This window comes from Cytobacillus sp. IB215665 (assembly GCF_033963835.1).
In the GTDB taxonomy this organism is placed as follows: Bacteria; Bacillota; Bacilli; order Bacillales; family SM2101; genus Nanhaiella.
This window is the reverse complement of sequence record NZ_JAXBME010000002.1, coordinates 36,348-60,393: the sequence shown is the minus strand read 5'-3', so window position 1 is coordinate 60,393 and position 24,046 is coordinate 36,348. Positions and strand designations below refer to the sequence as shown.

General features: G+C 34.7%; 22 protein-coding genes and 3 other annotated features. Of the genes, 4 read left to right on the top strand and 18 right to left on the bottom strand.

Annotated elements, in window-relative coordinates; all coding sequences use genetic code 11:
- Window positions 1-197 precede the first annotated feature (197 nt).
- Window positions 198-1,148 carry a ribonuclease HIII gene (gene rnhC, locus SLH52_RS02320; RefSeq protein WP_320207693.1) on the top strand — a complete coding sequence of 317 codons (951 nt, stop codon included), beginning with the start codon at window positions 198-200 and terminating at the stop codon, window positions 1,146-1,148.
- Window positions 1,149-1,324: 176 nt separating this feature from the next.
- Here the strand turns inward: rnhC and SLH52_RS02315 are convergent, their stop codons facing one another.
- The 4 genes from SLH52_RS02315 to SLH52_RS02300 form a co-directional block, all read right to left on the bottom strand.
- Window positions 1,325-2,068, bottom strand: a complete 744-nt coding sequence (locus SLH52_RS02315) for a C1q-like domain-containing protein (protein ID WP_320207692.1) — start codon at window positions 2,066-2,068, stop codon at window positions 1,325-1,327.
- A 159-nt stretch (window positions 2,069-2,227) separates the two neighbouring features.
- Window positions 2,228-4,642, bottom strand: a complete 2,415-nt coding sequence (gene pheT / locus SLH52_RS02310) for a phenylalanine--tRNA ligase subunit beta (protein WP_320207691.1) — start codon at window positions 4,640-4,642, stop codon at window positions 2,228-2,230.
- A gap of 15 nt (window positions 4,643-4,657) precedes the next feature.
- Window positions 4,658-5,692 (bottom strand): phenylalanine--tRNA ligase subunit alpha, encoded by a 1,035-nt coding sequence (gene pheS, locus SLH52_RS02305; protein WP_320207690.1) that lies wholly within the window; start codon window positions 5,690-5,692, stop codon window positions 4,658-4,660.
- A 247-nt stretch (window positions 5,693-5,939) separates the two neighbouring features.
- Window positions 5,940-6,185: a binding site (T-box leader), on the bottom strand.
- A 111-nt stretch (window positions 6,186-6,296) separates the two neighbouring features.
- On the bottom strand, window positions 6,297-7,052 hold the full coding sequence (locus tag SLH52_RS02300; RefSeq protein ID WP_320207689.1) for an RNA methyltransferase: 756 nt from the start codon (window positions 7,050-7,052) through the stop codon (window positions 6,297-6,299).
- A 286-nt stretch (window positions 7,053-7,338) separates the two neighbouring features.
- Here SLH52_RS02300 and sspI point away from each other — a divergent pair, with 286 nt between their 5' ends.
- Window positions 7,339-7,548, top strand: coding sequence for a small acid-soluble spore protein SspI (sspI, locus tag SLH52_RS02295; RefSeq protein WP_214481577.1), 210 nt, complete (start codon window positions 7,339-7,341; stop codon window positions 7,546-7,548).
- A gap of 80 nt (window positions 7,549-7,628) precedes the next feature.
- On the opposite strand, the gene SLH52_RS02290 is transcribed toward sspI, so the two are convergent.
- Entirely contained in the window at window positions 7,629-9,146 is a 1,518-nt protein-coding gene (locus SLH52_RS02290; RefSeq protein ID WP_320207688.1) for an NAD(P)/FAD-dependent oxidoreductase, read from the bottom strand.
- A gap of 188 nt (window positions 9,147-9,334) precedes the next feature.
- On the opposite strand from SLH52_RS02290, the gene SLH52_RS02285 reads away from it, so the two are divergent.
- Window positions 9,335-9,883 carry a PadR family transcriptional regulator gene (locus SLH52_RS02285; protein WP_214481579.1) on the top strand — a complete coding sequence of 183 codons (549 nt, stop codon included), beginning with the start codon at window positions 9,335-9,337 and terminating at the stop codon, window positions 9,881-9,883.
- Window positions 9,884-10,147: 264 nt separating this feature from the next.
- On the opposite strand, the gene SLH52_RS02280 is transcribed toward SLH52_RS02285, so the two are convergent.
- Window positions 10,148-11,236, bottom strand: a complete 1,089-nt coding sequence (locus SLH52_RS02280; protein ID WP_320207687.1) for a M42 family metallopeptidase — start codon at window positions 11,234-11,236, stop codon at window positions 10,148-10,150.
- A 143-nt stretch (window positions 11,237-11,379) separates the two neighbouring features.
- Here SLH52_RS02280 and SLH52_RS02275 point away from each other — a divergent pair, with 143 nt between their 5' ends.
- Complete coding sequence (locus SLH52_RS02275; protein ID WP_320207686.1) at window positions 11,380-11,760, top strand: sigma-w pathway protein ysdB; 381 nt, start codon at window positions 11,380-11,382, stop codon at window positions 11,758-11,760.
- A 244-nt stretch (window positions 11,761-12,004) separates the two neighbouring features.
- On the opposite strand, the gene SLH52_RS02270 is transcribed toward SLH52_RS02275, so the two are convergent.
- From SLH52_RS02270 to SLH52_RS02215, 12 genes are all read right to left on the bottom strand, one after another.
- Window positions 12,005-12,574 (bottom strand): TVP38/TMEM64 family protein, encoded by a 570-nt coding sequence (locus SLH52_RS02270; protein WP_320207685.1) that lies wholly within the window; start codon window positions 12,572-12,574, stop codon window positions 12,005-12,007.
- Window positions 12,575-12,709: 135 nt separating this feature from the next.
- Entirely contained in the window at window positions 12,710-12,982 is a 273-nt protein-coding gene (locus SLH52_RS02265; RefSeq protein WP_320207684.1) for a DUF1294 domain-containing protein, read from the bottom strand.
- A gap of 232 nt (window positions 12,983-13,214) precedes the next feature.
- Window positions 13,215-13,574 (bottom strand): 50S ribosomal protein L20, encoded by a 360-nt coding sequence (gene rplT / locus SLH52_RS02260; protein ID WP_214481584.1) that lies wholly within the window; start codon window positions 13,572-13,574, stop codon window positions 13,215-13,217.
- Between the two features lie 155 nt (window positions 13,575-13,729).
- Window positions 13,730-13,930, bottom strand: a complete 201-nt coding sequence (gene rpmI / locus SLH52_RS02255; RefSeq protein WP_214481585.1) for a 50S ribosomal protein L35 — start codon at window positions 13,928-13,930, stop codon at window positions 13,730-13,732.
- Window positions 13,931-13,951: 21 nt separating this feature from the next.
- The gene (gene infC / locus SLH52_RS02250) at window positions 13,952-14,455 is read right to left on the bottom strand and encodes a translation initiation factor IF-3 (protein ID WP_214481693.1); all 504 of its coding nucleotides are present in this window, start codon (window positions 14,453-14,455) and stop codon (window positions 13,952-13,954) included.
- A gap of 118 nt (window positions 14,456-14,573) precedes the next feature.
- Window positions 14,574-14,702 (bottom strand) — a sequence feature (ribosomal protein L20 leader region).
- A gap of 133 nt (window positions 14,703-14,835) precedes the next feature.
- Window positions 14,836-16,767: a threonine--tRNA ligase gene (gene thrS, locus SLH52_RS02245; RefSeq protein WP_320207683.1), complete on the bottom strand. Its 1,932-nt coding sequence runs from the start codon at window positions 16,765-16,767 to the stop codon at window positions 14,836-14,838.
- Window positions 16,768-16,860: 93 nt separating this feature from the next.
- Window positions 16,861-17,106: a binding site (T-box leader), on the bottom strand.
- 88 nt (window positions 17,107-17,194) lie between these two features.
- Window positions 17,195-18,043, bottom strand: a complete 849-nt coding sequence (ytxC, locus tag SLH52_RS02240; protein ID WP_320207682.1) for a putative sporulation protein YtxC — start codon at window positions 18,041-18,043, stop codon at window positions 17,195-17,197.
- A 409-nt stretch (window positions 18,044-18,452) separates the two neighbouring features.
- Window positions 18,453-19,397 (bottom strand): primosomal protein DnaI, encoded by a 945-nt coding sequence (gene dnaI, locus SLH52_RS02235; RefSeq protein ID WP_320207681.1) that lies wholly within the window; start codon window positions 19,395-19,397, stop codon window positions 18,453-18,455.
- A 17-nt stretch (window positions 19,398-19,414) separates the two neighbouring features.
- Entirely contained in the window at window positions 19,415-20,827 is a 1,413-nt protein-coding gene (locus tag SLH52_RS02230; protein ID WP_320207680.1) for a replication initiation and membrane attachment family protein, read from the bottom strand.
- An 89-nt stretch (window positions 20,828-20,916) separates the two neighbouring features.
- Window positions 20,917-21,375 carry a transcriptional regulator NrdR gene (gene nrdR / locus SLH52_RS02225; RefSeq protein ID WP_320207679.1) on the bottom strand — a complete coding sequence of 153 codons (459 nt, stop codon included), beginning with the start codon at window positions 21,373-21,375 and terminating at the stop codon, window positions 20,917-20,919.
- A 353-nt stretch (window positions 21,376-21,728) separates the two neighbouring features.
- Window positions 21,729-22,112: an adenosylmethionine decarboxylase gene (gene speD / locus SLH52_RS02220; RefSeq protein ID WP_214481590.1), complete on the bottom strand. Its 384-nt coding sequence runs from the start codon at window positions 22,110-22,112 to the stop codon at window positions 21,729-21,731.
- Window positions 22,113-22,974: 862 nt separating this feature from the next.
- A complete protein-coding gene (locus SLH52_RS02215; protein WP_320207678.1) occupies window positions 22,975-24,006 on the bottom strand; it encodes a glyceraldehyde-3-phosphate dehydrogenase in 1,032 nt (343 codons plus the stop codon).
- Window positions 24,007-24,046: the final 40 nt, after the last annotated feature.

Genomic DNA, 24,046 nt, shown 5'->3' with positions numbered 1-24,046 from the left:
CTGTTTTTGATAACTTTCATCCTCATTGTATTTTCGTATTCTATGACATATACGAATACAATAACCGTAACACCTTTGTGCTTGAAGCACTATACCTATCATATATAATCTAGCTATTCAATTTTAGCATCAAAAGTAAAAATTTTAGGACAAGAGCATTACTTCATAAAATGAATCTGTGAAGGGGTTGTTTATAGTTGGCTAATTCTGTTATTACAGTTGATATAGCTACCATCAATAAAATGAAAAAACACTATGAAAATATTAGTGGTGGTGCTTTACCACCAGGAGCTATTTTTATAGCTAAAGGACCAACTTTTACTATAACTGCATATCGTTCAGGAAAAGTATTATTTCAAGGTAAAGAAGGAAGTCAGGAAGCACAGCTTTGGGAGTCACAACAAAACAGCCCTTCAACTTCCAATAACAATATTAACAAGAAGTCCACACAAGGAGCTACGAAAACAAAGTATTCTCCGCCAGATAATATTTCAACTCTTTCAATTATCGGCTCTGATGAAGTAGGGACTGGCGACTATTTCGGACCTATTGCTGTAGTCGCTACCTTCGTTGAAACAAAACACATTCCGTTATTGAAGGAATTAGGAGTTAAAGATTCAAAAGGCTTAACAGATGAAAAGATTTGTTCAATTGCAAAAAACATCATATCAATCATTCCATATAGTTTACTTATTTTACATAATGAAAAATATAATGACTTACAAGCTAGTGGTATGACCCAAGGAAAAATGAAAGCTATTCTACATAACCGAGCTATTCAACACGTATTAAAGAAAATTGATCCAGCAAAGCATGACGGGATATTAATTGATCAATTCGCTGAACCGCCGACTTATTATAAACATTTACAAAAAGAGAAAACAATCGTTAAAGACCATGTTTTTTTCAGTACGAAAGCTGAAGGTATCCATATGGCTGTGGCTGCTGCGTCAATAATTGCACGTTACGCATTTTTGAAAGAAATGACTAAATTGAGTAAAGAATGTGGGATGGAGCTACCTAAAGGAGCTGGCCCTCAAGTTGACAAAGCAGCTGCGAAACTAATTTCAAAGTTAGGTATTCAAAAGCTAAAACAATATACTAAATACCATTTCGCAAATACGGAGAAAGCGAAGAAATTAGTCTAAAGATAAACGGTGATAGGATAACCATTATATAATGCTATTGCACAAACACCATAGCTCCTTCTTCTCTTATGTATGTACAAAATTATGCACTAACTAGAAGAAGAGCATGCATATAAAAAAGTGTCTCGTATTGATCCGAGACACTTTGTCATATACATGACTTCCTTTGAAGTTCATTATGTTGTATGAACCATATGTCCAGTGAAGCATGATACTCTATTAATTGGAATACTTCCATTCGCACTCTGTTGGCTATCATAATCTATTGTAACGCATATTGTATCTAAGCTTTGCAATTGAATTAACGTATCTGTAGTACAACATCCTGGTCCCTCAATTGATTGACATGATATGTTAGTTGAGCTATTTAGTACTAAATTAATAGTAGTTTGGGCATCACCATCCGAAGTCTCAATTTGTATAGATGTACTAAAATGATAAACACCATCCGACGGTGCAGTAAATATAGAAGTACTAGTATCATAATTGTTTCCACCAAATTCAAAATCTTCAATTGGGAATGTTACTTTTAAAGCGGTTGAAGGATCTGGAATATCCTGACCATCAGTTTCTGCTCTAAAACTAAGCATTGGTACAGGGCCAGGTGGACCAGTAGCCCCTTGTGCTCCTTGAACACCGTCTAATCCAGGTGGACCAGTAGCCCCTTGTGCTCCTTGAACACCGTCTAATCCAGGTGGACCAGTAGCCCCTTGTGCTCCTTGAACACCGTCTAATCCAGGTGGACCAGTAGCCCCTTGTGCTCCTTGAACACCGTCTAATCCAGGTGGACCAGTAGCCCCTTGTGCTCCTTGTAGTCCTTGCGTTCCTTGTAGCCCTCTTAATCCAGGTGGACCTGCTGGTCCTTGTGGGCCGGATGGTGGTTTTGGGACCACTTTACACTTACAATTTTCACTTTCCATTCTCTCACCTCTCATCTCGCATTGTTGTAATTATATATATGAAAAATCCTTATATGTGTTTGGATTCATATACAGTTTTTTACAAAAAAAGGTGTCTCGATATAACTCGAGACACCTTTTGTTAATGTTTATTAACACGTTTAGTATGATAGTTCAAAACTAACCTCTTAATTTTGCATCGAACTGATTTTCGACAGCCTTTAAAACATTTTCATGGACAGCTGTTACCTCTTCATCAGTAAGCGTACGTTCTGGATCTAAATAGCGTAAAGAGAAGGCTACTGATTTTTTGCCTTGCTCCATATGCTCACCTTCGTATAAATCAAAGATCGAAACATTCTTTAACAGATCTCCACCCGCTTCTATAATTGTTTTCTTTAAATCACCAACTGCTACTTCACTATTGACAACGAGTGCTATATCTCTAGTAATTGAAGGGAAGCGCGGAATGAGATTATATTTAAGTTCCGAAACTTCAGCTTGAAGTAGCTTTTCTAATGACAATTCAAATACGTAAGTCTCTTGTAAATCAAGTTCATTTTGGGTGATTGGATGAAGTTGACCAATGATACCTAATACGTCTCCATCAAATAAGATTTGTGCAGTTCGTCCTGGATGAAGAAGATCTTGTTTTATTTGTTTGTATTGAATGCGCTCCTCCAAACCTAAGTGGCTAAATAAGCCATCTAAAACACCTTTTGCGACATAGAAATCTACTGCTTTCTTCTCACCTTGCCATAAGTGGGATGACCAAAGGCCAGTCAATGCTCCAGCAACATGTTCCTTTTCATTTGGCAGTGCATCTTTATCAGATGATACAAATACCGATGCTGTTTCATAAATTCCAATATCTTCAATTTGTCGAGCACTATTATGTTTTACTACATCAAGTAAATGAGGTATTAAACTTAAACGTAGCATGCTACGCTCTTCACTCATCGGCATGGCTAAACGCACTGGCTCTGCCTCTTCTAATGCAAACTGTTTCACTTTTTCCTCACTCGTTAATGAGTAATTCACTACTTGATATAAGCCTGCTCCTTCAAGATAACGACGTACTTTACGACGTTTCGCTTGATAAGGAGTCAATATACCTGGTCTAGCTTCACCGATAGGGAGAGTCGATTTGACATTATCATAACCGTATAATCTCCCTACTTCTTCAACTAAATCTTCTGGAATTGAAATATCGTTTCTTCTTGTTGGAACAGTGACAACAAAAACATCATTATCTACAGTATATGAGAACTGGAGATTATGAAAAATGCTAGCAACTTCTTCATTCGAAATTGACGTCCCGAGTAAACGATTGATTTGTTGAACAGACACCGACACGACAACAGGTTGTAGTTGTAGTGTATCACTGATGGCCTCACCACTAGCGATTTCTCCTCCAGCATATTCCATCATTAAATATGCTGCTCGATTTGCCGCTTCTTGCGTTCGTTTCGGATCTATACCTTTTTCAAAACGCGCACTTGAATCGCTCCTTAATCCATGGCTTTTAGAACTACTTCGTACGACACCACTGTTAAAGTAAGCAGCTTCCAATAAAATCGTTGTAGTATCTTCACGGACCTCAGAATCAGCTCCACCCATAACCCCAGCAAGCGCTACAGGCTCATTTCCATTTGTAATGACAAGGTCATCTTCTGTTAATGAGCGTTTTACATCATCTAGCGTAGTAAGCTCCTCTCCAGGTTTAGCACGACGCACAAGTACCTCTTTTGATCCAAAACGGTCATAATCAAACGCATGTAATGGTTGACCGTATTCAAGTAGGACATAATTCGTAATATCAACTACATTATTGATCGGTCTAATACCCGCTGCCATGAGGCGAGTTTGTAACCACAAAGGTGATGGACCTACTTTGACATTTTTTATTACCTTAGCAATATATAGTGGATTAGCGTCATGATCTTCAATATTCACTGAAACTAAATCTGAAGCCATGTCATTGCTTTCCTGTAGTTGAAAACGAGGAAGTTCAACCTCTTTCCCCAACATTGCACCTACTTCATACGCCACACCTAACATATTTAAACAATCAGATCGATTCGCTGTTAACTCCAACTCCAACACATGATCATCTAAGTTAAGCTGTTCGAGTGCGTCACTACCAACTTCAACATCGTTAGGAAAAACAAAGATACCTGTTGCATAATCTTTTTGAATGACCTTCGCTTCAATTCCTAGCTCTTGAAGTGAACAAATCATCCCATGGGATTCCTCGCCTCTTAACTTCGCTTTTTTAATTTTGAAGTTTCCAGGTAATACCGCACCTACTTTTGCAACGGCTACCTTTTGTCCTGCAGCGACATTTGCCGCACCACAAATAATTTGAACAGGTTCACTATCACCGATATCAACGCTACATACGCTTAGTTTATCAGCATTTGGATGCTGCTCCTTTGACAACACATGACCAACAACAACATTTTTTATGCCCTTATTTAAAGATTCTACTACTTCTACTTCAATACCAGTACGATTAAATTTTTCTGCAAGTTCTTCAGGAGTTACAGCCAATGCATCGACATATTGCTGTAACCATTTATATGAGACTAACATGTTTATCCCTCCTCATTAAGCTCGGTTAAATTGTTTTAAGAAACGAAGATCATTTGTATATAAGTGACGTATGTCATCAATTCCGTATTTCAACATCGCTATTCGATCTGGACCCATTCCAAAGGCAAAGCCTGAATATTTTTTCGAGTCAAAACCCGCCATTTCAAGCACGTTTGGATGCACCATCCCTGACCCTAGTACTTCAATCCAGCCTGTACCTTTACAAATGTTACAACCTTTACCACTACATTTCATACATGAAATATCAACTTCAACCGATGGTTCTGTAAACGGGAAAAAGCTAGGACGAAGACGAATTTCCCTTTCATCACCAAACATTTTCTTTGCGAATACTTCTAACGTACCTTTTAAATCGCTTAAGCTAATATTTTCATCAACTACAAGTCCTTCTATTTGCATAAATTGATGCGAGTGTGTTGCATCGTCGGTATCTCGTCGATACACTCTCCCTGGACAAATGATTTTCACAGGCCCTTTACCTTGATGTTTTTCCATCGTTCTTACTTGCACTGGTGAAGTATGTGTCCGAAGTAAAATATCGTTTAATATAAAGAAGGAATCCTGCATATCACGGGCAGGGTGTCCTTTAGGTAGATTTAATGCTTCAAAATTATAGTAATCTTGCTCAACCTCTGGCCCCTCTGCTATCGTATAACCCATACCAAGGAACAAATCTTCAATTTCTTCAATAACGACCGTTAAAGGATGTGGATTCCCAGCAGCAATCGGCCTACCTGGCAGCGTGACATCAATTGTTTCGGATGCTAATTGCTCTTCGACTGCTTGTTTTTCTAGTTTCGTTTTCTTTTCTTCTAATGCAGTTTGAATAGCTTCTCTTACCTCGTTCGCTAAAGCCCCCATTTTAGGTCTTTCCTCAGCAGATAGCTTACCCATACCTCTTAATACTTCTGTAATAGGGCCTTTCTTTCCTAAATATTGGACACGAATATCATTTAACTGCTTTAAATCTTCTACTAAGTTAACTTTTTCAATTGCTTCTTGTTGAAGCTCCTTTAATCGTTCTTGCATGTTTTATACCTCCTTTTAATTAACAAGCTTCATGCTTTTTAACAAACGCTGGATTATAGCGCGATCTCCCATGAAATAGCCATGATTTCGAGCATATAAATACAGCTACATATCTCAGAAAACCTATGACATTCAATAACAACTGTTAAGCAACTGTGAATTGTTGTCTTCAATCACTCCCCTACAAGTAATGGAGCTAGACAATTCTTAACAAACTTTGAAAGCATAATAAAACCCCGTCCCTAAAAGAAGGGACGAGGTATATCGCGGTACCACCCTTGTTAACAGCTACGAAGTCTTGAAAGCTGTTCACTTCATTTAGATAACGGAACTAGGCCCGGTACACCTTTACATTTTAGCCAACGCCAAAATGGTCTAAGTGCCAACTCAAGAGGTGAATTCACTTATTTCTACCATAAAAATGCTTTCAGTCATCGGCATTTTCTCCCTACATGGCGATCGATAAGCTACTCTTCTCTGTCAAAGTTTTTAATATTTATAGAGGTTGTTCAAAGTTCTGAAACAGAACACTCATTTACACTATTTTGATTTATACAAAATAACTATTGCTTTATTATATTTAAAAATAATTGCTTATGCAACCTTATTGTTGAAAATGATAAAGTACAATCCCCGTTGCAACGGCAACATTTAATGATTCACTTTTTCCATATATAGGTATATAAATGTTGGATGTCGTACTTTTTAGCAGTTCTTCATTTACCCCATTACCTTCGTTTCCAACTAATAAAGCAAATTTGGATCGGGGGGTAATCTCTCTATAATCGACACCATTTTGTAAAGATGTACCAAAGACCGATACATTCTTTTCTTTCAATAGTCTCATCCAATCGACAAGGCTTCCTTTTACAACTGGTACATGAAAGATCGCTCCTTGAGTTGCCCTAAGTACCTTTGGATTATATACATCAACAGTCCCATTTCCTATAATAATCGCATCAATGCCAACCGCTTCTGCAGTTCGGATGATCGTTCCAACATTTCCTGGATCCTGTACAGCATCAATAAGTAAATATTTATTTCTATTATCTAAACTAGTGTCCAATGTTAATTTGTTACAAACTGCAAATATACCTTGAGGTGCTTCAGTTTCACTTATAACTGCTATTACTTCATCATTGACGTATGTAACATCTATATTCGTTATATCCCACTTTGATGGTATTTCAGTTTTTTCATTTATAATTAGCTCATTCACCGTACCATTTGTATGTAGTGCTTCTTCCACCATATGAAAACCTTCAACGAGAAAAAGTCCTGTTCTTTCTCGTTCTTTTCTCGTATGAAGCTTTTTCCATTGCTTCACTTTTGGATTTTTAGAGGATTCAATTCGTCTCAACTAAGTAAACTCCTTTTATTTTGCTCAATATTTAAGGCTGTTTTTGCATTAATTATTGTTTTTCGTATTAAGAAATAAACACGTACACAACTAGTATTCATGGCATCTTTTCTTCCATACAACGATAACTAATATGTAAACTACTTTTTATGGAACTAATATGCGACCAATAGCAATAAAATTTACGAAAAGAGCCATATTTAAACTTTACCTATTATACATAATAACAGTGAATTACACAAAAACTATCGCTATATTACATTACACAATGAAGAGGATGATAAATATGAACTTAAACTTGCGTCAAGCAATCCTTACAAACGTATCTGGAAATTCACAACAAGAATTAGAAAATACAATTGTTGATGCTATTCAACGAGGAGAAGAAAAAATGTTACCAGGATTAGGCGTTTTATTTGAAGTAATTTGGGAGAATGCAACTGAAGAGGAAAAACATGAAATGTTGCAAACACTTGAAGATGGATTGAAACAATGATAAACAGCCAATGAAAGAAGTTTTGAACATATAGGGGAGAGGAAGGGTCTCCCCTATATGTTCTAAATCAATGTTAAAAATCAACTTGATTTTACTAATTGTTGTAAACAACTATGAATTTTATCCGCTTCACTTGCTCCAGATAATGCAGCACCTTGATAACCACCGCCAGGGCGTGTCCATGCCCCTACTAACGACAGGTTTTCAATAGGTGTTTGTCTACTTAACCGATTTAATCCAGATTGATCAACAGTTTGGGAAAATCCATATACCGCACCTGCAGGGTTTTTTGTATATCTTTGCATCGTTCTTGGCGTACCTAACTCTAATACTTCTATACTACTAGTGATACCGGGATAATTCTCTTCTAATTGTGTTAATAAATAATTTGTTACTTCTTCTTTCTTTTTCGCATATTTTTCCTTATCTTCAGGCCAATTTGCAATAAAGTCAATAAAGGCTAGCGCAATGATTGGTTTTCCATTAGGACTTAATTCAGGATCTAATTTGTAATAATTAGTTATACCGAAATTAGCTTGTGTATATTGCCCTTCCCGTAAGTAATTGTAATCTTTACTAGGGTCCTTTTCCTTCACAAATACAATATCCTCATCAACTAAATTATATTTTGCTGGATCATCTTTTAACCCAATATATAGTTGAGTTACTGAAGGACCGATTTCTAATTTCTCTAAATCTTGAACATAAGAGCTATCTTTGTACTCATTACCTAATAAATTGGCGAATGTCATTTGTGGACTCGCATTTGAAATAATCCATTTCCCTTCAAATATATCACCTTTTTTTGTTTTTAACCCCTTTGCTTTTTGCTCTTTTACAATAATTTCCGTTACTTCTTGACGTAAAAATACATCTCCACCATTTTCATGGATAACATCAACTAACGCATCTGCGATTGCTTGTGCACCACCTTTTACATAGTAAGTGCCGTCCAGATGATAGCCTATCCACGGTACAAAAAAGTAATGTGCAGAAAGAGTTTTAGGTGGCAGACCGTAATAAGGCCATAGCAACGTGAAAATTGCAATAAACTCCTCATCTTTTACATACTCATTCAATACTTCTTCAGTAGACATTTGTGACCATTTAATAAATAACTGTGCATGCATAAATATTGTTTGTTTCTTTTCATCCTTAGGTATAGTTGCATCAGTCAAAAACTTCATCTCTTTACTGAAAGAAATTAAGTCCTTAAATAAATTTGATATACCTTCTTTTTCATGTGGGAACATTTTATGCAAATAAGTTAAATATTCATCAGGGTCTTGTGGAATATCAATTTTCTTCCCGTCCCATACAACAGTATATGGATGTTCTTTTTTTATAGGAGTGATTCGATCCATCATTCCACATTTTGAAAAGGTGTCATAACAAATCTGACCTTCTTCCAAACTTGCAATACCGTGTAAAGATACATCAAATTCATAACGCCCTTTTCGTGGAAAATTAGTTGCATAACCACCTGGACGAACATGATGGTCAAAAACTGCTACCTTGTATCCAAGCTTTGATAACCTCGCTGCAGAACAAAGTCCACCAATTCCTGACCCAATAACTAATACATCATAACTAGACATTTTCCTTCCCCCTTTATCAAAAAGATATATATCTTATAGATATAATTTTATAAATAGCTACAAAAGATGTCAAGAGAGAAAATAAATGGTATATTTAATTTAGTTTGACATTTTAACAATCCACATATATCATTTAGATATATAACTTTTAGATGTATATATAATTGTATTTGAATTGAGGTAATTGTATGTCAAGAGAGAATAAGACGATGTACACACTTTTAGGCTTGTTAATGTATTCACCTTTAACTGGGTATGAAATAAAAAGGACCATTGAGAGTAGTATCAAGCATTTTTGGCAGGAAAGTTATGGACAAATCTACCCAACCCTTAAGAAGCTAGTAGATCAGGAACTTGCAGTTGTACATATTGAAAAAGTAGAAGGAAAGCCCGACCGAAAAGTTTATACGATTACTGAGCAAGGAAGGCAAGAGTTCATAAATTGGCTGGAAAAGCCGATTGAAAAAATTCCTATCCATAAAAACGAATTATTACTCAAGGTTTTTTATGGCCAATATCTAACTGTAGAACAAAATATTGAACAGATAATTCAATACCGACAAAAAATGGAAGATATATTACAAACTTTAAATACGACTGAGCAATTTTTAATATCTAGAAAAAAGGACGATCCTCACTTTGATTATTGGATGCTTACTTTATCACATGGACAATCAATCGTAAAAGCAACAATACAATGGTGCGAAGATAGTATGGACATATTATCCAATAAATAAACTTTAAAGCTTAGCAATAAAATGAAGCTGTTGTTAGTCATAGATGCACAGAAAAAAAGATGCCACGAACGCTAGGTGAATACGTGCTTATATCTTAAAACAACAATAAGCTTTATAAAAAATATGTAACAAAGCTTACATCTTTTTGTAAGCTTTGTTACTATTGATGCCTAAGTTGTACAATAAGATCAGCTATTTTTCAAATGATAAGCTACGATGAAAATATGAACAACAACTTACTATAGACAGCTGCGTAAAAAATAATTAATTAAAAGTTATTTTTTGGACATTACTTTCATCTAACTGTTTAATCACTTCTACAACTAGCTTAATAGTGTTTTCGTAATCATCTCGATGAAGCAATGCAGCATTTGTGTGAATATACCGAGTAGGGATTGTTATTGTGAGTGTAGGAACTCCTTTGCCAGTTAAATGAATTGCACCCGAATCAGTTGTGCCACCAGTAATTAGATCAAATTGATAAGGAATATTATGGGCTTCAGCAATATTTGTTACGAAATCTCGTAATCCCTTGTGGGCTATCATTGATGCATCATATAATATTACTTGAGGACCTTCTCCCATTTTTCCTACAGCTTCACTTTCATTAACGCCTGGCGTATCACCAGCGATTCCTACATCAACACTTATTGCGATATCAGGTTGAATCATGTGCGCAGACGTTTTAGCACCACGTAACCCTATTTCTTCTTGAGCTGTTCCAACCCCATAGAAGACGTTAGGATGATTCTCAATGTCCAATCTTTTCATTACTTCAACCGCTACGGCACACCCAACTCTGTTATCCCAGGCTTTAGCAAGAAGCATTTTTTCATTTTGCATCACTGTAAATTCTGTATGAGGAACAATTTGATCACCTGGACTAATCCCCCATCCAACTGCTTCTTCCTTGCTTGAAGCACCAACATCAATATACATATTTTTAATGTTGGCTGGCTTCTTTCGTGCTTGTACAGAAAGAAGGTGAGGAGGTTTTGAACCTATTACACCTGTTATGTCACCTAATTTAGTTACGATAGTCACTCGTTGTGCGAGCATTACCTGAGACCACCAACCACCTATTGTTTGGAAACGAATAAAACCATTTTTATCAATTTGTGTTACAATAAAGCCTACTTCATCTAAGTGGGCTGCTAACATTATCCTTGGTCCTTTTTCCATACCCGTTTTTCTCGCAACTAAGCTTCCTAAACCATCTATTTTCACTTCATCGGCAAATGGGGATATGTACTTCTCCATTACTTCACGTACTTCTCGCTCATTTCCAGAAATTCCTTTTGCATCTGTTAAATCTTTTAGCATCATTAACGTTTCATCTAATTGCTTCGTCATATATATCCTCCTATACTACAATTACGACATAAAACTATTCTGTACTATTTAATAAAAAAATTATAACAAATTAAAATATATTTGAAACCTTTTTAAATTTCATTCGTATAGATAGCAAACTATATTGTGTGAGGGTGTTGAACATGTTTGTATTATTCATTCGTCTTGCTATCATTGTACTTCTTATTTTTATTATATATAGAATGGTCAAATACATTTTAAATCCTAAAAGAAAACTTGAACTGGCACACGAGCAAAAAAAATATTTCTTATTAGATAATCCAAATAACGTTCATAAAAACTTTATGTTAACTTACCAAGGGGTCCTTTTTGAAGGTGAGAAGTATTTAGGGACAACCGATAAAGCGTTTGAGGTCGTATCAATGTTTGTTTGGGCAAAAGATGTATCAAAATTACAAGGGCTCAATCGTGACGATTTTTTAATTATTGAACAGCACTTAAAAATGCACTATCCAAATGCAAAAATCGATTGGAAAAGTCCTATTAAAGAGTTTTTAAATTAGACTTTTATGTTTTTCTATATTATATAGTTAGATAAGGAGGGACCTATTGTTTTATTGTAGAAAAGATGACGTGAAACTAGTTGTGCAAACACATCCATAATAAAAACAATAACGGAACTCTTTAATCCAAGCGGAGTAAATCGTATTATTGAAATTTTTTGAACTGAAGTGAAACTTGCTGGAGAGCTAAGCGGCATAGTCACTCAAAAATAAAGGTAACTGAACGCAGAAGTTACCTTTACTTTTATTTTTCTGAAAAAAATTCTCCCCACTTAATGATCACTTGCTTTTCCCTTAAAAGATAAAATAATAAAGTCAATGATAACAAAATTGTAATAATTAGTGTTGGAGAAAACTGTTTCATAAACTGGCCAAAAACTGTGTAAAATAAGGCTACTGGAATATTTGCCATTACAGAGAACTTTAAATAGTCTTTGAAATTTTTGGATATTTCTACTATACATAACGATAACAAATGATAATGAATAAAAGGAATTAAGCGCAAAATTGATATTTGAGCAATTGTAAAATTCACATGATCTCCTAACCATTTCTTTTTTAGAGATAGCACTTTTTGAAATACTTTAGGGATATATTGAAATAAAATAAAAAACATAATACCCGCCATTGATAAACCAATGATTGAATACACCGTTCCTAAAACAGCTCCAAACAACACTCCACCTGCTATACATACAATCGGTACTGGGATAAAAATAAATTGTCGAACCAGATGAAAAAAAATAAAAACAATCGGAGCCATGTAACCACTAGAATCAGTAATAACAAATAACATTGTCATAGCTTCATTCACAAGCTCACCCCATCGATCTATGCTGCACAACTATTAAGTGCAAGAGGATATTTATCTTTGTTTTTGATTCTAAAGGCATCTAAAATGTGAACGACAATAGAAGTGCTATTTCATGATATACTTTACAAGTAGCAATTATGACAAAACAACTAATATTGATGTAAAAATCAATATTTGTGCCATTGCTACTATAGGAAGTCCAATAGTAAATATTTTATGTTTTGTTTTATGTCTATGGTGGTACATTCCTATCCATAAACCGAACGCTCCTCCAACAAACGCGGTATACCAAAGTGACTTCTCGGAAATTCTCCACTTTTGCTGTTTTGCTTTCCTTTTATCAATATACATGACAACATATCCAACTAAATTTATTATTACATATAAAAGTAAAAATACTTCTTTCATTTATTCTCCCTCCCTCCTACAAACTGCCAAGTGCCTCCAAATCAACCTAAGAACACCCACATCCTGTATGTCAATGTCATCCAGACTCCACCTACCAACACTTTTCACTTTAATACGTTTTTTCCTAACCACTAGATTTACCGACATACAGCATTTAAAACTTTGAAAAATATAAACTTTCTTATCTCATAAAAAGGCCATTCTCAACGTATGAGAATGACCTTTTTTATCATTATTTATTTAAGCTGTTTTTTGCAACAGTAGCTAACTCAGCAAATGCTTTTTCATCATGAATAGCAAGATCAGCTAGCATTTTACGGTTTACTTCAATACCAGCAATTTTCAAACCGTTCATCATGCGGCTATATGAAAGACCATTCATACGTGCTGCTGCGTTAATACGAGTGATCCATAGCTTACGGAAGTCACGTTTTTTCTGACGACGATCACGGTATGCATACATTAATGATTTCATTACTTGTTGATTAGCAACTTTATATAATGTATGTTTAGAACCGTAATATCCCTTAGCTAATTTTATTACTTTTTTACGACGTTGACGCGTCACTGTACCGCCTTTTACTCTTGGCATAGTAGTTTCCTCCTAAAATCGATAAGATGATCAAAATATCAGGAGAATTAAGCTTTAGATAAGTGTGTTAGCTTACTTTCACTCTTCGTGAATGCTATACACTAATCATCGGCTTGTTCTCTCCACTAATTTGAACTCCCTGTATATAAAACGAATTATTTTAAGTTATCAAGCAAGTGACGAATACGTTTGTAATCGCCTGAGCTTACTAATGTACCTTTACGTAGTTTACGTTTTTGCTTTGTAGATTTGTTAGCAAATAAATGGCTAGTATAAGCGTGTGAACGCTTCAGTTTCCCTGATCCAGTTTTCTTAAAACGCTTTGCAGCGCCACGATGAGTTTTCATTTTAGGCATAAGGTGTTCCTCCTCATTTCATTACTTTTCATTATTTGGTGCTAATATTAAAAACATGCTGCGCCCTTCCATTTTGGGCTTTGATTCAACTACACTTATATCATTACAAGCTTCTGAAAAGCGATCTAATACACGTTGACCAATTTCTTTATGCGTAATTGCTCGCCCTTTAAAACGAATTGACGCCTTAACTTTGTCTCCTTTTTCAAGGAACTTACGAGCGTTACGAAGTTTTGTGTTAAAGTCATGCTCTTCAATAGTTGGACTTAAACGAACTTCTTTCAGACTAATAACTTTTTGATTCTTGCGTGCTTCTTTATCTTTTTTCTGTTGTTCAAAACGGAATTTTCCATAGTCCATAATACGACAAACTGGCGGTTTCGCGTTTGGAGCAACTAAAACTAAATCAAGATTCGCTCTGGCTGCAATTTCTAATGCTTCATGCTTAGATTTAATTCCAAGCTGATCACCATCTTTACCAATTAAACGAACTTCGCGAGCACGTATGCTCTCATTGACGAACATATCCTTGCTAATAAGTAGCCACCTCCAAGGTTTTTTAAACACATTATTTGAACTATTGTGTACTCTACAACAATTGACAAGTATTGTTCCACTTTAATCATGGATAAAATATGACCAATCATGCAAAAAAGTGTGAGTACACAAGGCACCCACACTTTACGATTTATTAGTAAAGACACATATCGTATACCTGGCAACTGCAAACATGCGTCAAACAGGTGAGAAGCGGGTGCTTCTTCTTTTTAACAAACAAGTATTCTTTTTTCACCTTAGCTATTTTATCATTAACAATTAATTGTGTCAAGAAAAAGAATATTATCAAGCAACGTTTATTATTCTATCAAATTCCATTTTAATATGCAACATGAAAATATTAGTACTTAACGATTAACCTCTTTTGTCAATCCTTCTAAAAATTCAACAAATGGAACTGTCTCAGACTTCTGCTCTCCATATTTTCGCACATTCACTGCTTTTTCACTAATTTCATTATCACCAACAACAAGCATATAAGGAACTTTTTGCATTTGGTGCTCACGGATTTTATATCCAATCTTTTCATCACGTTCATCTAATTCAACTCGGAACCCTTGAGCTTGAAGCTGTTCCTGTACCTCTTTGGCATACGCTAGGTGAACATCAGGAGAGACTGGAATGACCTCAACTTGTACAGGAGCTAACCATGTAGGGAAGGCTCCCTTGTACTCCTCAATTAAAAATGCTACGAACCTTTCCATTGTAGATACAACCCCACGGTGAATAACAACTGGGCGATGCTGTTTGCCATCCTCACCAACGTAAGTGAGATCAAACCGTTCAGGTAATAAAAAGTCAAGTTGTACAGTTGATAAAGTTTCATCTTTACCTAATGCAGTTCTAACTTGAACATCAAGCTTTGGTCCATAGAAAGCCGCTTCTCCATCTGCTTCATAATACTCTAATTTCAGATCATCCATCGCTTCTTTTAGCATACTTTGTGCTTTTTCCCACATGACATCATCGTCAAAATATTTTTCTTTATCTTCAGGATCCCGATAAGACAAACGGAAAGAATAATCATTAATACCGAAGTCTTTATATACTTCTTGAATTAGTCGGACAACACGAATAAATTCATCTTTGATTTGATCAGGCCTAGTAAAAATATGAGCGTCATTTAATGTCATACCCCGAACACGTTGTAACCCGGATAAAGCACCTGACATTTCGTAACGATGCATCGTACCTAGTTCAGCAATTCGAATTGGTAGTTTTCGATAACTATGAATTTCATTTTTATAAATCATCATGTGATGTGGACAATTCATCGGTCTTAATACTAATTCTTCATTATCCATTTCCATCTTAGGAAACATGTCTTCTTGATAATGATCCCAGTGTCCAGAAGTCTTATATAAATCTACACTCCCTAATACTGGAGTATAGACGTGTTGATACCCTAGCTTTTCTTCTTTATCAACGATATAACGCTCAATTACTCTTCGAATAGTAGCACCTTTTGGTAGCCATAATGGTAGTCCTTGTCCTACTGTTATTGAATTAGAAAATAAGTTTAATTCTTTTCCTATTTTTCGATGGTCGCGCTCTTTTGCCTCTTCTAGAAAGCGTAAATGTTCCTTCAACTCTTCTTTTTTAAAGAAAGCTGTTCCATAAATACGTTGAAGCATCTTATTTTTACTATCACCACGCCAGTATGCCCCAGCGATGCTTAGCAGCTTAAATTCTTTAATTTTGCTCGTAAATGGAACATGAACTCCTCTGCAAAGGTCAAAAAATTCGCCTTGCTCATAAATTGATACAGTCTCACCAGCTGGAATATCATTTATTAATTCAAGCTTTAGATCATCATCTATTTCTTCAAAACGCTTTATTGCTTCTTCACGACTCACTTCATGACGTACAAATTCAATATTTTCATTAACAATCTTTTTCATTTCTTTTTCTATTTTTTGTAAATCGTCTGGACGAATAGATTCTTCCATATCAATATCGTAATAAAATCCATTTTCAATTACTGGACCTACACCAAGCTTCACATTTTTATAAAGACGTTTGATCGCTTGTGCCAATAAGTGGGCTGTACTATGACGTAAAATCTCTAACGCCTCATCCTCACCTTGTGTAATGATGGAAACAGTACCATCTTGTAAAATTGGTGATCGAAGATCAATATGCTCACCATTTAATTTTCCTGCAATTGCCTTTTTCTTTAATCCAGGACTTATGGATGCCGCAATATCTTCTGTCGTGATTCCTTTTTCATACTCCTTAATAGCACCATCTGGAAATGTCATGTTAATCATTTCTGACATCCTACTCACTCCTTTTTCATCATTTAATGTAATTAACCTCAACAACAACAATCCAATGTGGAAAACAGCGAAAACAAAAAAACCCATCCCTAAAAAAGGGACGAGTTTGGTCTCGTGGTTCCACCCTTGTTTCTTACTTATCGTCATGCAAAAGTAGATAAAGTAAGCTCAAGACATAGATAACGGATATCCCGCCAGTAATTAATAAATTGAAAACAATCGTTCACTACTGAAGTTTAGAGGTGGTAAGTATATTTTTCGTGTTAGGAAGATTTCAGCCGTGTCTTCCCTCTCTATAAACCGTAAAAATGATACCCATGTCCTCATCATAACCTTTAAAGAAGTTGTTCAAAAATTATTTATGTAGGTAATTATATTTTTATTAGTGTCGAAAATCAAGCCCATTATACAAATATTTTTCAGTCCATTATCTATTGTAGTGACTTAATTGCTGAAAATCTTGTTTTGGATAGATCTTTACACGTTCTTGAAAAATGTTGTGAATGGTTTGTATTAAACTATGATCAATTTCATCACTATAAATAATTACTGATTGTGGTGCTAGCGATACAAGAGGTGCAATCACAGATGAATCTATGTAAATAGATTGCGAAATCATCATCTTTCGATCTATTTGTTTCGTTAAATCTTCCCTTTGCAATTGTTCATATTGATCATTAAAAAAATGGAATAAATGTCCATTATCATGTAAAAGATGGACCTTGGAATAAATCGCTTGTCGTACGTGTAGTAAGTCACGTAATGTTTGAATAAAATTTTGATATTCCTGCTCAAGCTTATACTCATCTATAGCTAGTTCCGTGTATTCCAATAATTGTTGAAAATATTTCTTTAAGCGAAAACGGATAAAAGAATCGAATGAAAACGATATAGATTCGTGCAAAAAATCTTCTAATGATTGTCTAATAAGTGTTATTCTAGATTGAGCACATTTCATAGCTGGGAGATCATTTCTCTCCCCATTAAATATTGTATGTGCTATCTCAATTATTTGCCTTTGTTCGTCCGTGTTTTTAAAATAAAATGAATTTACAATAAATGATTGTAACCAATCATCCTCCTTTTTATCAATTATGTAATTTAGGAGCACAGGGATAACAAGCATATCTATAATCTTTTTCATATCTTTGTCAGGGCCAATTTTAACTAAATGGGCAAAATCATATGTAATTAGAACTGATTGGTCAGTTCCACTTTTTAACCTCTCACACACTTCACTTGCATCTAATTTATTTTGAAAATAAATTTCAATCAAGTTTGTCCCCCCTTTTGCCAACACCTGTTTATATATATATGGGGGATTTGATTATTTTAGAAGTTTCATTTTCGCTGTTTATAAGAAAGGCCGTTTTCCCTTTAATTTAATACTTGTCATTCTACGATATAGCAAAGTATACAAATTGAATTTTTTCCTAAAACCCTTTACAGTCACGTATATCACCGTATTGCTGTTGTATGCTTGTAGGGATCATCAGAGACAAAATTCACTTTAAAAGATTCCCAAAAACCAGTGCAATAGCACAACGTATATATACATCATCGTCTCAACTGTGGGTTTTTCATACTTAGAAGGTGGAAGGGGAGCTTTGTGGTAAAAAACAATAAAAATGCTTAATTAAACAACCAAAAAACGGCGTATCCATAGTAAGGATAGCCGCAACAGTTCAATTCTTGTCGTATCTTCTATTTTTCCCAGTAATTTCTACAGGAATTGTTAAATATTTGATTCGTTCCATAATCCTTGCTGCTTTCAGCTTTTCTTCTTCGCCCCGCTGAGAATAAGATAGATGGTGCTGAAGTTGATCATAACTAAAATTGGATGTAAAGAATGTAGGTAAGTTCTCAAGCATACGATACTGTAAAATTGGTCCTAAAATCTCATCACGTGTCCAACTTGTCATTGATTCAGCTCCAATATCATCAAGCATAAGTACCGACACCTTTTTTACCACTTCAATTTTATTATTTAACGATTGATCCTGAAATGAACCTTTCAGTTCACGTAAAAATTCTGGGAGATATATTAGCATTGTTGCTACATTTTTGCTTGCTAATTCATTCGCAATGGCCCCTAAAAGATATGTTTTACCTACTCCAAACGGACCATGAAAGAATAAACCTTTCCCACGGTTCTTGTCTTTATCATACTTTTCTATGAAGTCTTGTATTAAATGAACAGCTTTTAGTCTACTGTTATCATCTAGAGCAACTTGATCAACAGTAGCTTGAAGTATTTCACTTGGAATATTAATGGACTGTATAAGATCTTGTTGCTTTTTTTGTTCATCGTATTTTATTTTTTTATTACATTTATCATACTGTAAATCAATTGAATTTCCACTAATAACTAAAGTTGGCTCGTACCCTTTAATCATATTTGAACACTGGTCGAAAGATATACATTTCTGGCAATTTTTCGACTGGGTAATATATTCATATAATTTATTTAAGCTACGGTCAATCATATCTCCTGTTACTCTATCATGATGTTGATTTAAAAATTGTTGGATATCTGGATTTTGGAGTATTTCAGTTTTCATCTGATTTAACCGTAGTTGAAACTTATCATTTTGGAACAACTTAGACATCGTTTCGTTAATTCGCTCCACTCTTCTCCCCTCTTTTCCTATTTTGAATTTCCTTTATATTTCTTAATTCGCTCCTGAAGCTTTTGCCTTTCCATTTCAAAATCCACTTCTTCCACTTTTTCTTCACTTACCTGATCCTGCTTCTCTTCAACAAACCAATCAGGTAACAATTCTTTACGAACTGGTTTTCTTGCAGTCGAAGATCGTTTTTTGTTATTAGAATTTGCCCATGTTTGATATTGGCGATGCTCCTGCTTGGCTAACTCCATCGCTTGTTTCACGGTTTTAATATTTTTCCTTGACCAATGACTAGCTATCTTTTCAACGTAGCCTCTTGTGAGCTTCATGTCAGTACGAAGCAACACATAATAAATTAAGACGTTCACAACTCCTGGTAATAATTTCTGATTCACCATTACATCTTCAATAATTTGAAGGTCAGCAGCTGATGGTACAGAACCATCCGCAAGATCCATTAAAACCTTCTTTGGTGATATTAATTCAAGTTGTTTTATCAGTTGGTCTTCCTTTGTTTCTACCTGTTGATCATTCATTGTTCTTTGTGTGATCGGTTGTACTTGCTCGACAATAGAAGGTAGCCGATCACCATTCTCAAATTTATACCAGTCTCGTGCTTCTTTGCGAAGTTTCTCTATATCAATTTTATCATCCATAGTTAACGAGCTCATCGTAATTTTTTGCATTTCTATTGGGTCTATTTCATATAAAAACGATAGCTTTGTTATCATGTCTTTTACTTTATCAGTAATCGCCTTTTTTGGTACCATACTTTCGGATAAGCCAGCGAAAAATAAATTAAAATTAAATGTCTCTTGCAAATAAGTTGGTTCATTTTTTGCAGCATTATTGATATAGTTATTTCCTTCTTGAGGTAATAACTGTTCAATGATCTCATCGTTAGCATTAGATACCATTTCGGAAGGATGGATAGATTTAAAAATTTCATTAAATGATTTTGTTATCGGTGTATATTGAATACTGTCAATCTGTTTGTCTGAAAAGAAACGTTTTAGCTTTGCATATTTATTTTTTCCAACTCTATTATACAAAAAAACATTTAATACCCCGTCATTAAAAAATTGATCAGGAGATAATGGTGGTTGCAGCTCATAAATAAAATGACGAACATCATTTTCTTTTTTCTCATATGTTTTTAATAGTCCAATTCCCTCAAGCTTAAGCCTTTGTCTAAAGATTTCATGTAAATTACACTGCATAAGCCCCATTAAACTATGGTGTGTAGATTCTTCACTCCACAATCTATTTTCTTCAAGTTCAGCCCATAGAGTCATAAATAAACTATAAGCACCATTTTCAATTAATGGTTGATAGAGCAACGTTATTATTTTTCGATCAAACTCTTGTAATATCGTTTTACAACTCACATAATATCGATCTACAGGAATTAATTCTTTCCAATGATGTTCCACTATATAACCTAACCTTTCATAGATATTCTAACTATTCCTATGTCCAATATATTAAAAAAAGAGCTTGAAGAATATTCTTAAGCTCCTATCTAAATTTCTTTTTTTATTAGTTCTTTTAATTCTTCTATAAAAACGTTGATATCTTTAAATTGTCTGTAAACGGAAGCAAAACGAACGTATGATACTTCATCAATTTTGGCCAATTTTTCCATGACCATCTCACCTATCATCTCGCTACCTACCTCGGAATAACCTTGACTTCTTAAGTCCTTCTCAATGAAGTTGATGATCTCTTCTAATTGAGTTAAGGAAACAGGCCTTTTTTCACAAGCTTTAATAAGGCCACGTAGAATCTTTTCGCGACTGAATTCTTCTCTTGTTCCTTCTTTTTTAACAACGATAAGTGGTAATTCTTCCACCTTTTCAAACGTTGTAACACGATATTGACACACTTCACATTCACGTCTTCTTCTTATAGCGCGTCCTTCATCTACAGGCCGAGAATCTAATACCCTAGTTCCATTATGTTGACAAGAAGGGCATTTCATACAATCAGCTCCGTTCTTTTCTTGCTGAGTTTTTAATATAGGCTGCTTTCACATTAGTTGTTACTTATCGTAATAAGCTGTTTTCGTATAGAATATTGTTTTTCGTATTAACGTATACAGTTTTTCTTCTCTAAAGACTATGAAAAGCATATAATACATATCAGTTTCTCTAATGTAAGTATAAAAAGCAACAAAGTTTACGAAAAGAGCCTTAATAGAAGAGAACATAGCTTTCCTTAGGTTTCTTGTTCTCTATACTCTAATGATATAAAAAGACGAAACTAAGTACAAGCATAAAAATAAAGAGGTATATTCCTATACCCCTTTTTTTTGTTCGAACATTTATATAATTGTTATAGAACTTTTAATTTTGATTTTTGCACTTGCACTGGACCCATTCCACGAGGTAATTCAATATTTTCACGTGATTCAGCACCTAGAGCTTCTGCAATATGCTGTGCAGCAACATTAGGGTCAATACGATCACCACATGTATAAACGTCTATGCTAGCATAACCATGCTCGGGAAAGCTGTGTATTGTTAAATGAGATTCAGAAATAATTACAACACCACTTACTCCATGAGGAGCAAATTTATGGAAAGCAACTTCTCTAACTTCAGCACCTGACTTTAATGCTGCATCAACAAAAATCTTTTCAATTTCATTGATATCATTTAACTTTTCAAAATTACAACCCCACAGCTCAGAAATAACGTGTCTACCCATTGTTTCCATATGCTAGTCCCCCTTAAGCGATAAATATTATTCAGACATGAATTTCTTCTAACAGATATTTTTCATAACTACCACGGGGGAAAGTTAGTCCAAAGAGGTCCTAACCCTTTAAGTAGCTACAGTACCTAATCATCAAGAAGTTCACGAAAAATAGTATACTTTGTTTGTGTGATTTTTGCAACAACCTTTTCTATTTTTATTCGCGTAAGTTAAGGACGTATTTATTTGTGGTGATACTATTTACATTTTCCTTTTTAAAAACAAATATCCGATAAAACTTGTGGAAATAACAATAGCTGCACGTCAATTCCTCCAAAGTCTTATGATTAACTACAGAATGCCCTGAAGGTCTTCATGTGGATTTCAACGGCAAGTATAAGGCGAGTTCTTGATCTTGGAATAGATACTTTACTAAAACTTCCATTAGTATTGTGTCATCGGTAGACACAGTCCTTTCTCAGAAAAGCGATGCTCACTCAAAAAGATCATAACATCTCATAATATTTCCCTATCCGTTAAATTATATGGCAAAAAGTTTATTGAGATTGTAACTAAATAATATTTGCAATAGGATTATATCTCATTTCCTATTAGTAGGAACTCAATTACATGCATGTTATTTCTTAATATACAAACATCAATCCATGTGAAAACGCATTTGATAAATACTATCATCGTAAAGGTTGTTATTGTTATCCAAGTTTTATACGATTGTCATCGTTTAATTGAAGGAATGATGCCAAGAACCCTAAAAGAATTAGTAGCTTAAAAACAACTAGCTATACGAGGACAACCAAAGAAAAAAGAGTATATTTAAATAAACATACTCTTTGGCTATATAATCCATATCTTTTTGCTATTTTTATCCAACCTTCATTTCTGTTTTTTTCATCATTTCACATGCTACATATTTAACTAAATCTACAACTCGACATGAATAGCCCCACTCATTATCATACCAAGCAAGAATTTTTATTTTCCGATTGTTTAAAACCATCGTTGATAAACCATCAATGATCGAAGAATGGGGATTTGTATTGAAATCAACCGATACTAACGGCTCTGTTGTAAAATCAATAATCCCTTTTAAATAAGTATTAGATGCAATGATAAATGCATCATTTATTTCATCAATTGTTACATCTCTCTTTACATCCACGACTAAATCCACAAGTGATACGTTTGAAGTTGGGACACGTAACGCCATACCGTGTAATTTTCCTTTTAACTGCGGTAGAACAAGTGATAACGCTTTCGCAGCACCTGTACTTGTAGGAATAATTGATTGTGCACACGCACGCGCACGACGTAGATCTTTATGAGGATTGTCTATATTTTTTTGATCATTCGTATATGCATGTACTGTTGTCATTAAACCACTTTCTATTCCAAATTGTTCATCAATTATTTTGGCAACTGGCGCCAAGCAATTAGTTGTACATGATGCATTTGAAATAATATCGTGCTCTTCTGTATTAAATTTATTCTCATTTACTCCCATTACGACTGTAATATCTTCATTTTTTCCAGGTGCTGTTAATATTACTTTTTTTGCCCCTGCATCTAAATGTAAGCTAGCTTTAGCTCGGTCGTTAAATTGACCAGTAGCTTCAATAACAATATCTATATTAAGACTGCCCCAAGGTAATTCTTTTGGGTCACGTGTACTTAACAGCTTTATTCTTTTCCCATTTACGATGAGTGAGTCATTTTCTGCGACCACTTCACCATCAAATTTGCCATGATTCGTATCATACTTAATTAAATGTGCCAATGTTTCAGCTGGATAGCTAGCATTTATTGCAACTATTTCTAATTCGCTGTTTGTCATCGCTTGACGAAATACCATTCTTCCAATTCTTCCAAAACCATTAATCGCAATTCTTGCATTCATAATATTACTCCCCTCGAAAATAATGTTATACTTTTCATTA

Coding starts and splice junctions, on each gene's coding strand:
- SLH52_RS02315 (WP_320207692.1), bottom strand. CDS start 2,068: ATGGAAAGTGAAAATTGTAAGTGTAAAGTGGTCCCAAAACCACCATCC.
- pheT (WP_320207691.1), bottom strand. CDS start 4,642: ATGTTAGTCTCATATAAATGGTTACAGCAATATGTCGATGCATTGGCT.
- pheS (WP_320207690.1), bottom strand. CDS start 5,692: ATGCAAGAACGATTAAAGGAGCTTCAACAAGAAGCAATTGAAAAAGTT.
- sspI (WP_214481577.1), top strand. CDS start 7,339: ATGAACTTAAACTTGCGTCAAGCAATCCTTACAAACGTATCTGGAAAT.
- SLH52_RS02290 (WP_320207688.1), bottom strand. CDS start 9,146: ATGTCTAGTTATGATGTATTAGTTATTGGGTCAGGAATTGGTGGACTT.
- SLH52_RS02285 (WP_214481579.1), top strand. CDS start 9,335: ATGTCAAGAGAGAATAAGACGATGTACACACTTTTAGGCTTGTTAATG.
- SLH52_RS02280 (WP_320207687.1), bottom strand. CDS start 11,236: ATGACGAAGCAATTAGATGAAACGTTAATGATGCTAAAAGATTTAACA.
- SLH52_RS02275 (WP_320207686.1), top strand. CDS start 11,380: ATGTTTGTATTATTCATTCGTCTTGCTATCATTGTACTTCTTATTTTT.
- SLH52_RS02265 (WP_320207684.1), bottom strand. CDS start 12,982: ATGAAAGAAGTATTTTTACTTTTATATGTAATAATAAATTTAGTTGGA.
- rplT (WP_214481584.1), bottom strand. CDS start 13,574: ATGCCAAGAGTAAAAGGCGGTACAGTGACGCGTCAACGTCGTAAAAAA.
- rpmI (WP_214481585.1), bottom strand. CDS start 13,930: ATGCCTAAAATGAAAACTCATCGTGGCGCTGCAAAGCGTTTTAAGAAA.
- infC (WP_214481693.1), bottom strand. CDS start 14,455: ATGTTCGTCAATGAGAGCATACGTGCTCGCGAAGTTCGTTTAATTGGT.
- thrS (WP_320207683.1), bottom strand. CDS start 16,767: ATGTCAGAAATGATTAACATGACATTTCCAGATGGTGCTATTAAGGAG.
- nrdR (WP_320207679.1), bottom strand. CDS start 21,375: ATGAAATGCCCTTCTTGTCAACATAATGGAACTAGGGTATTAGATTCT.
- speD (WP_214481590.1), bottom strand. CDS start 22,112: ATGGAAACAATGGGTAGACACGTTATTTCTGAGCTGTGGGGTTGTAAT.
- SLH52_RS02215 (WP_320207678.1), bottom strand. CDS start 24,006: ATGAATGCAAGAATTGCGATTAATGGTTTTGGAAGAATTGGAAGAATG.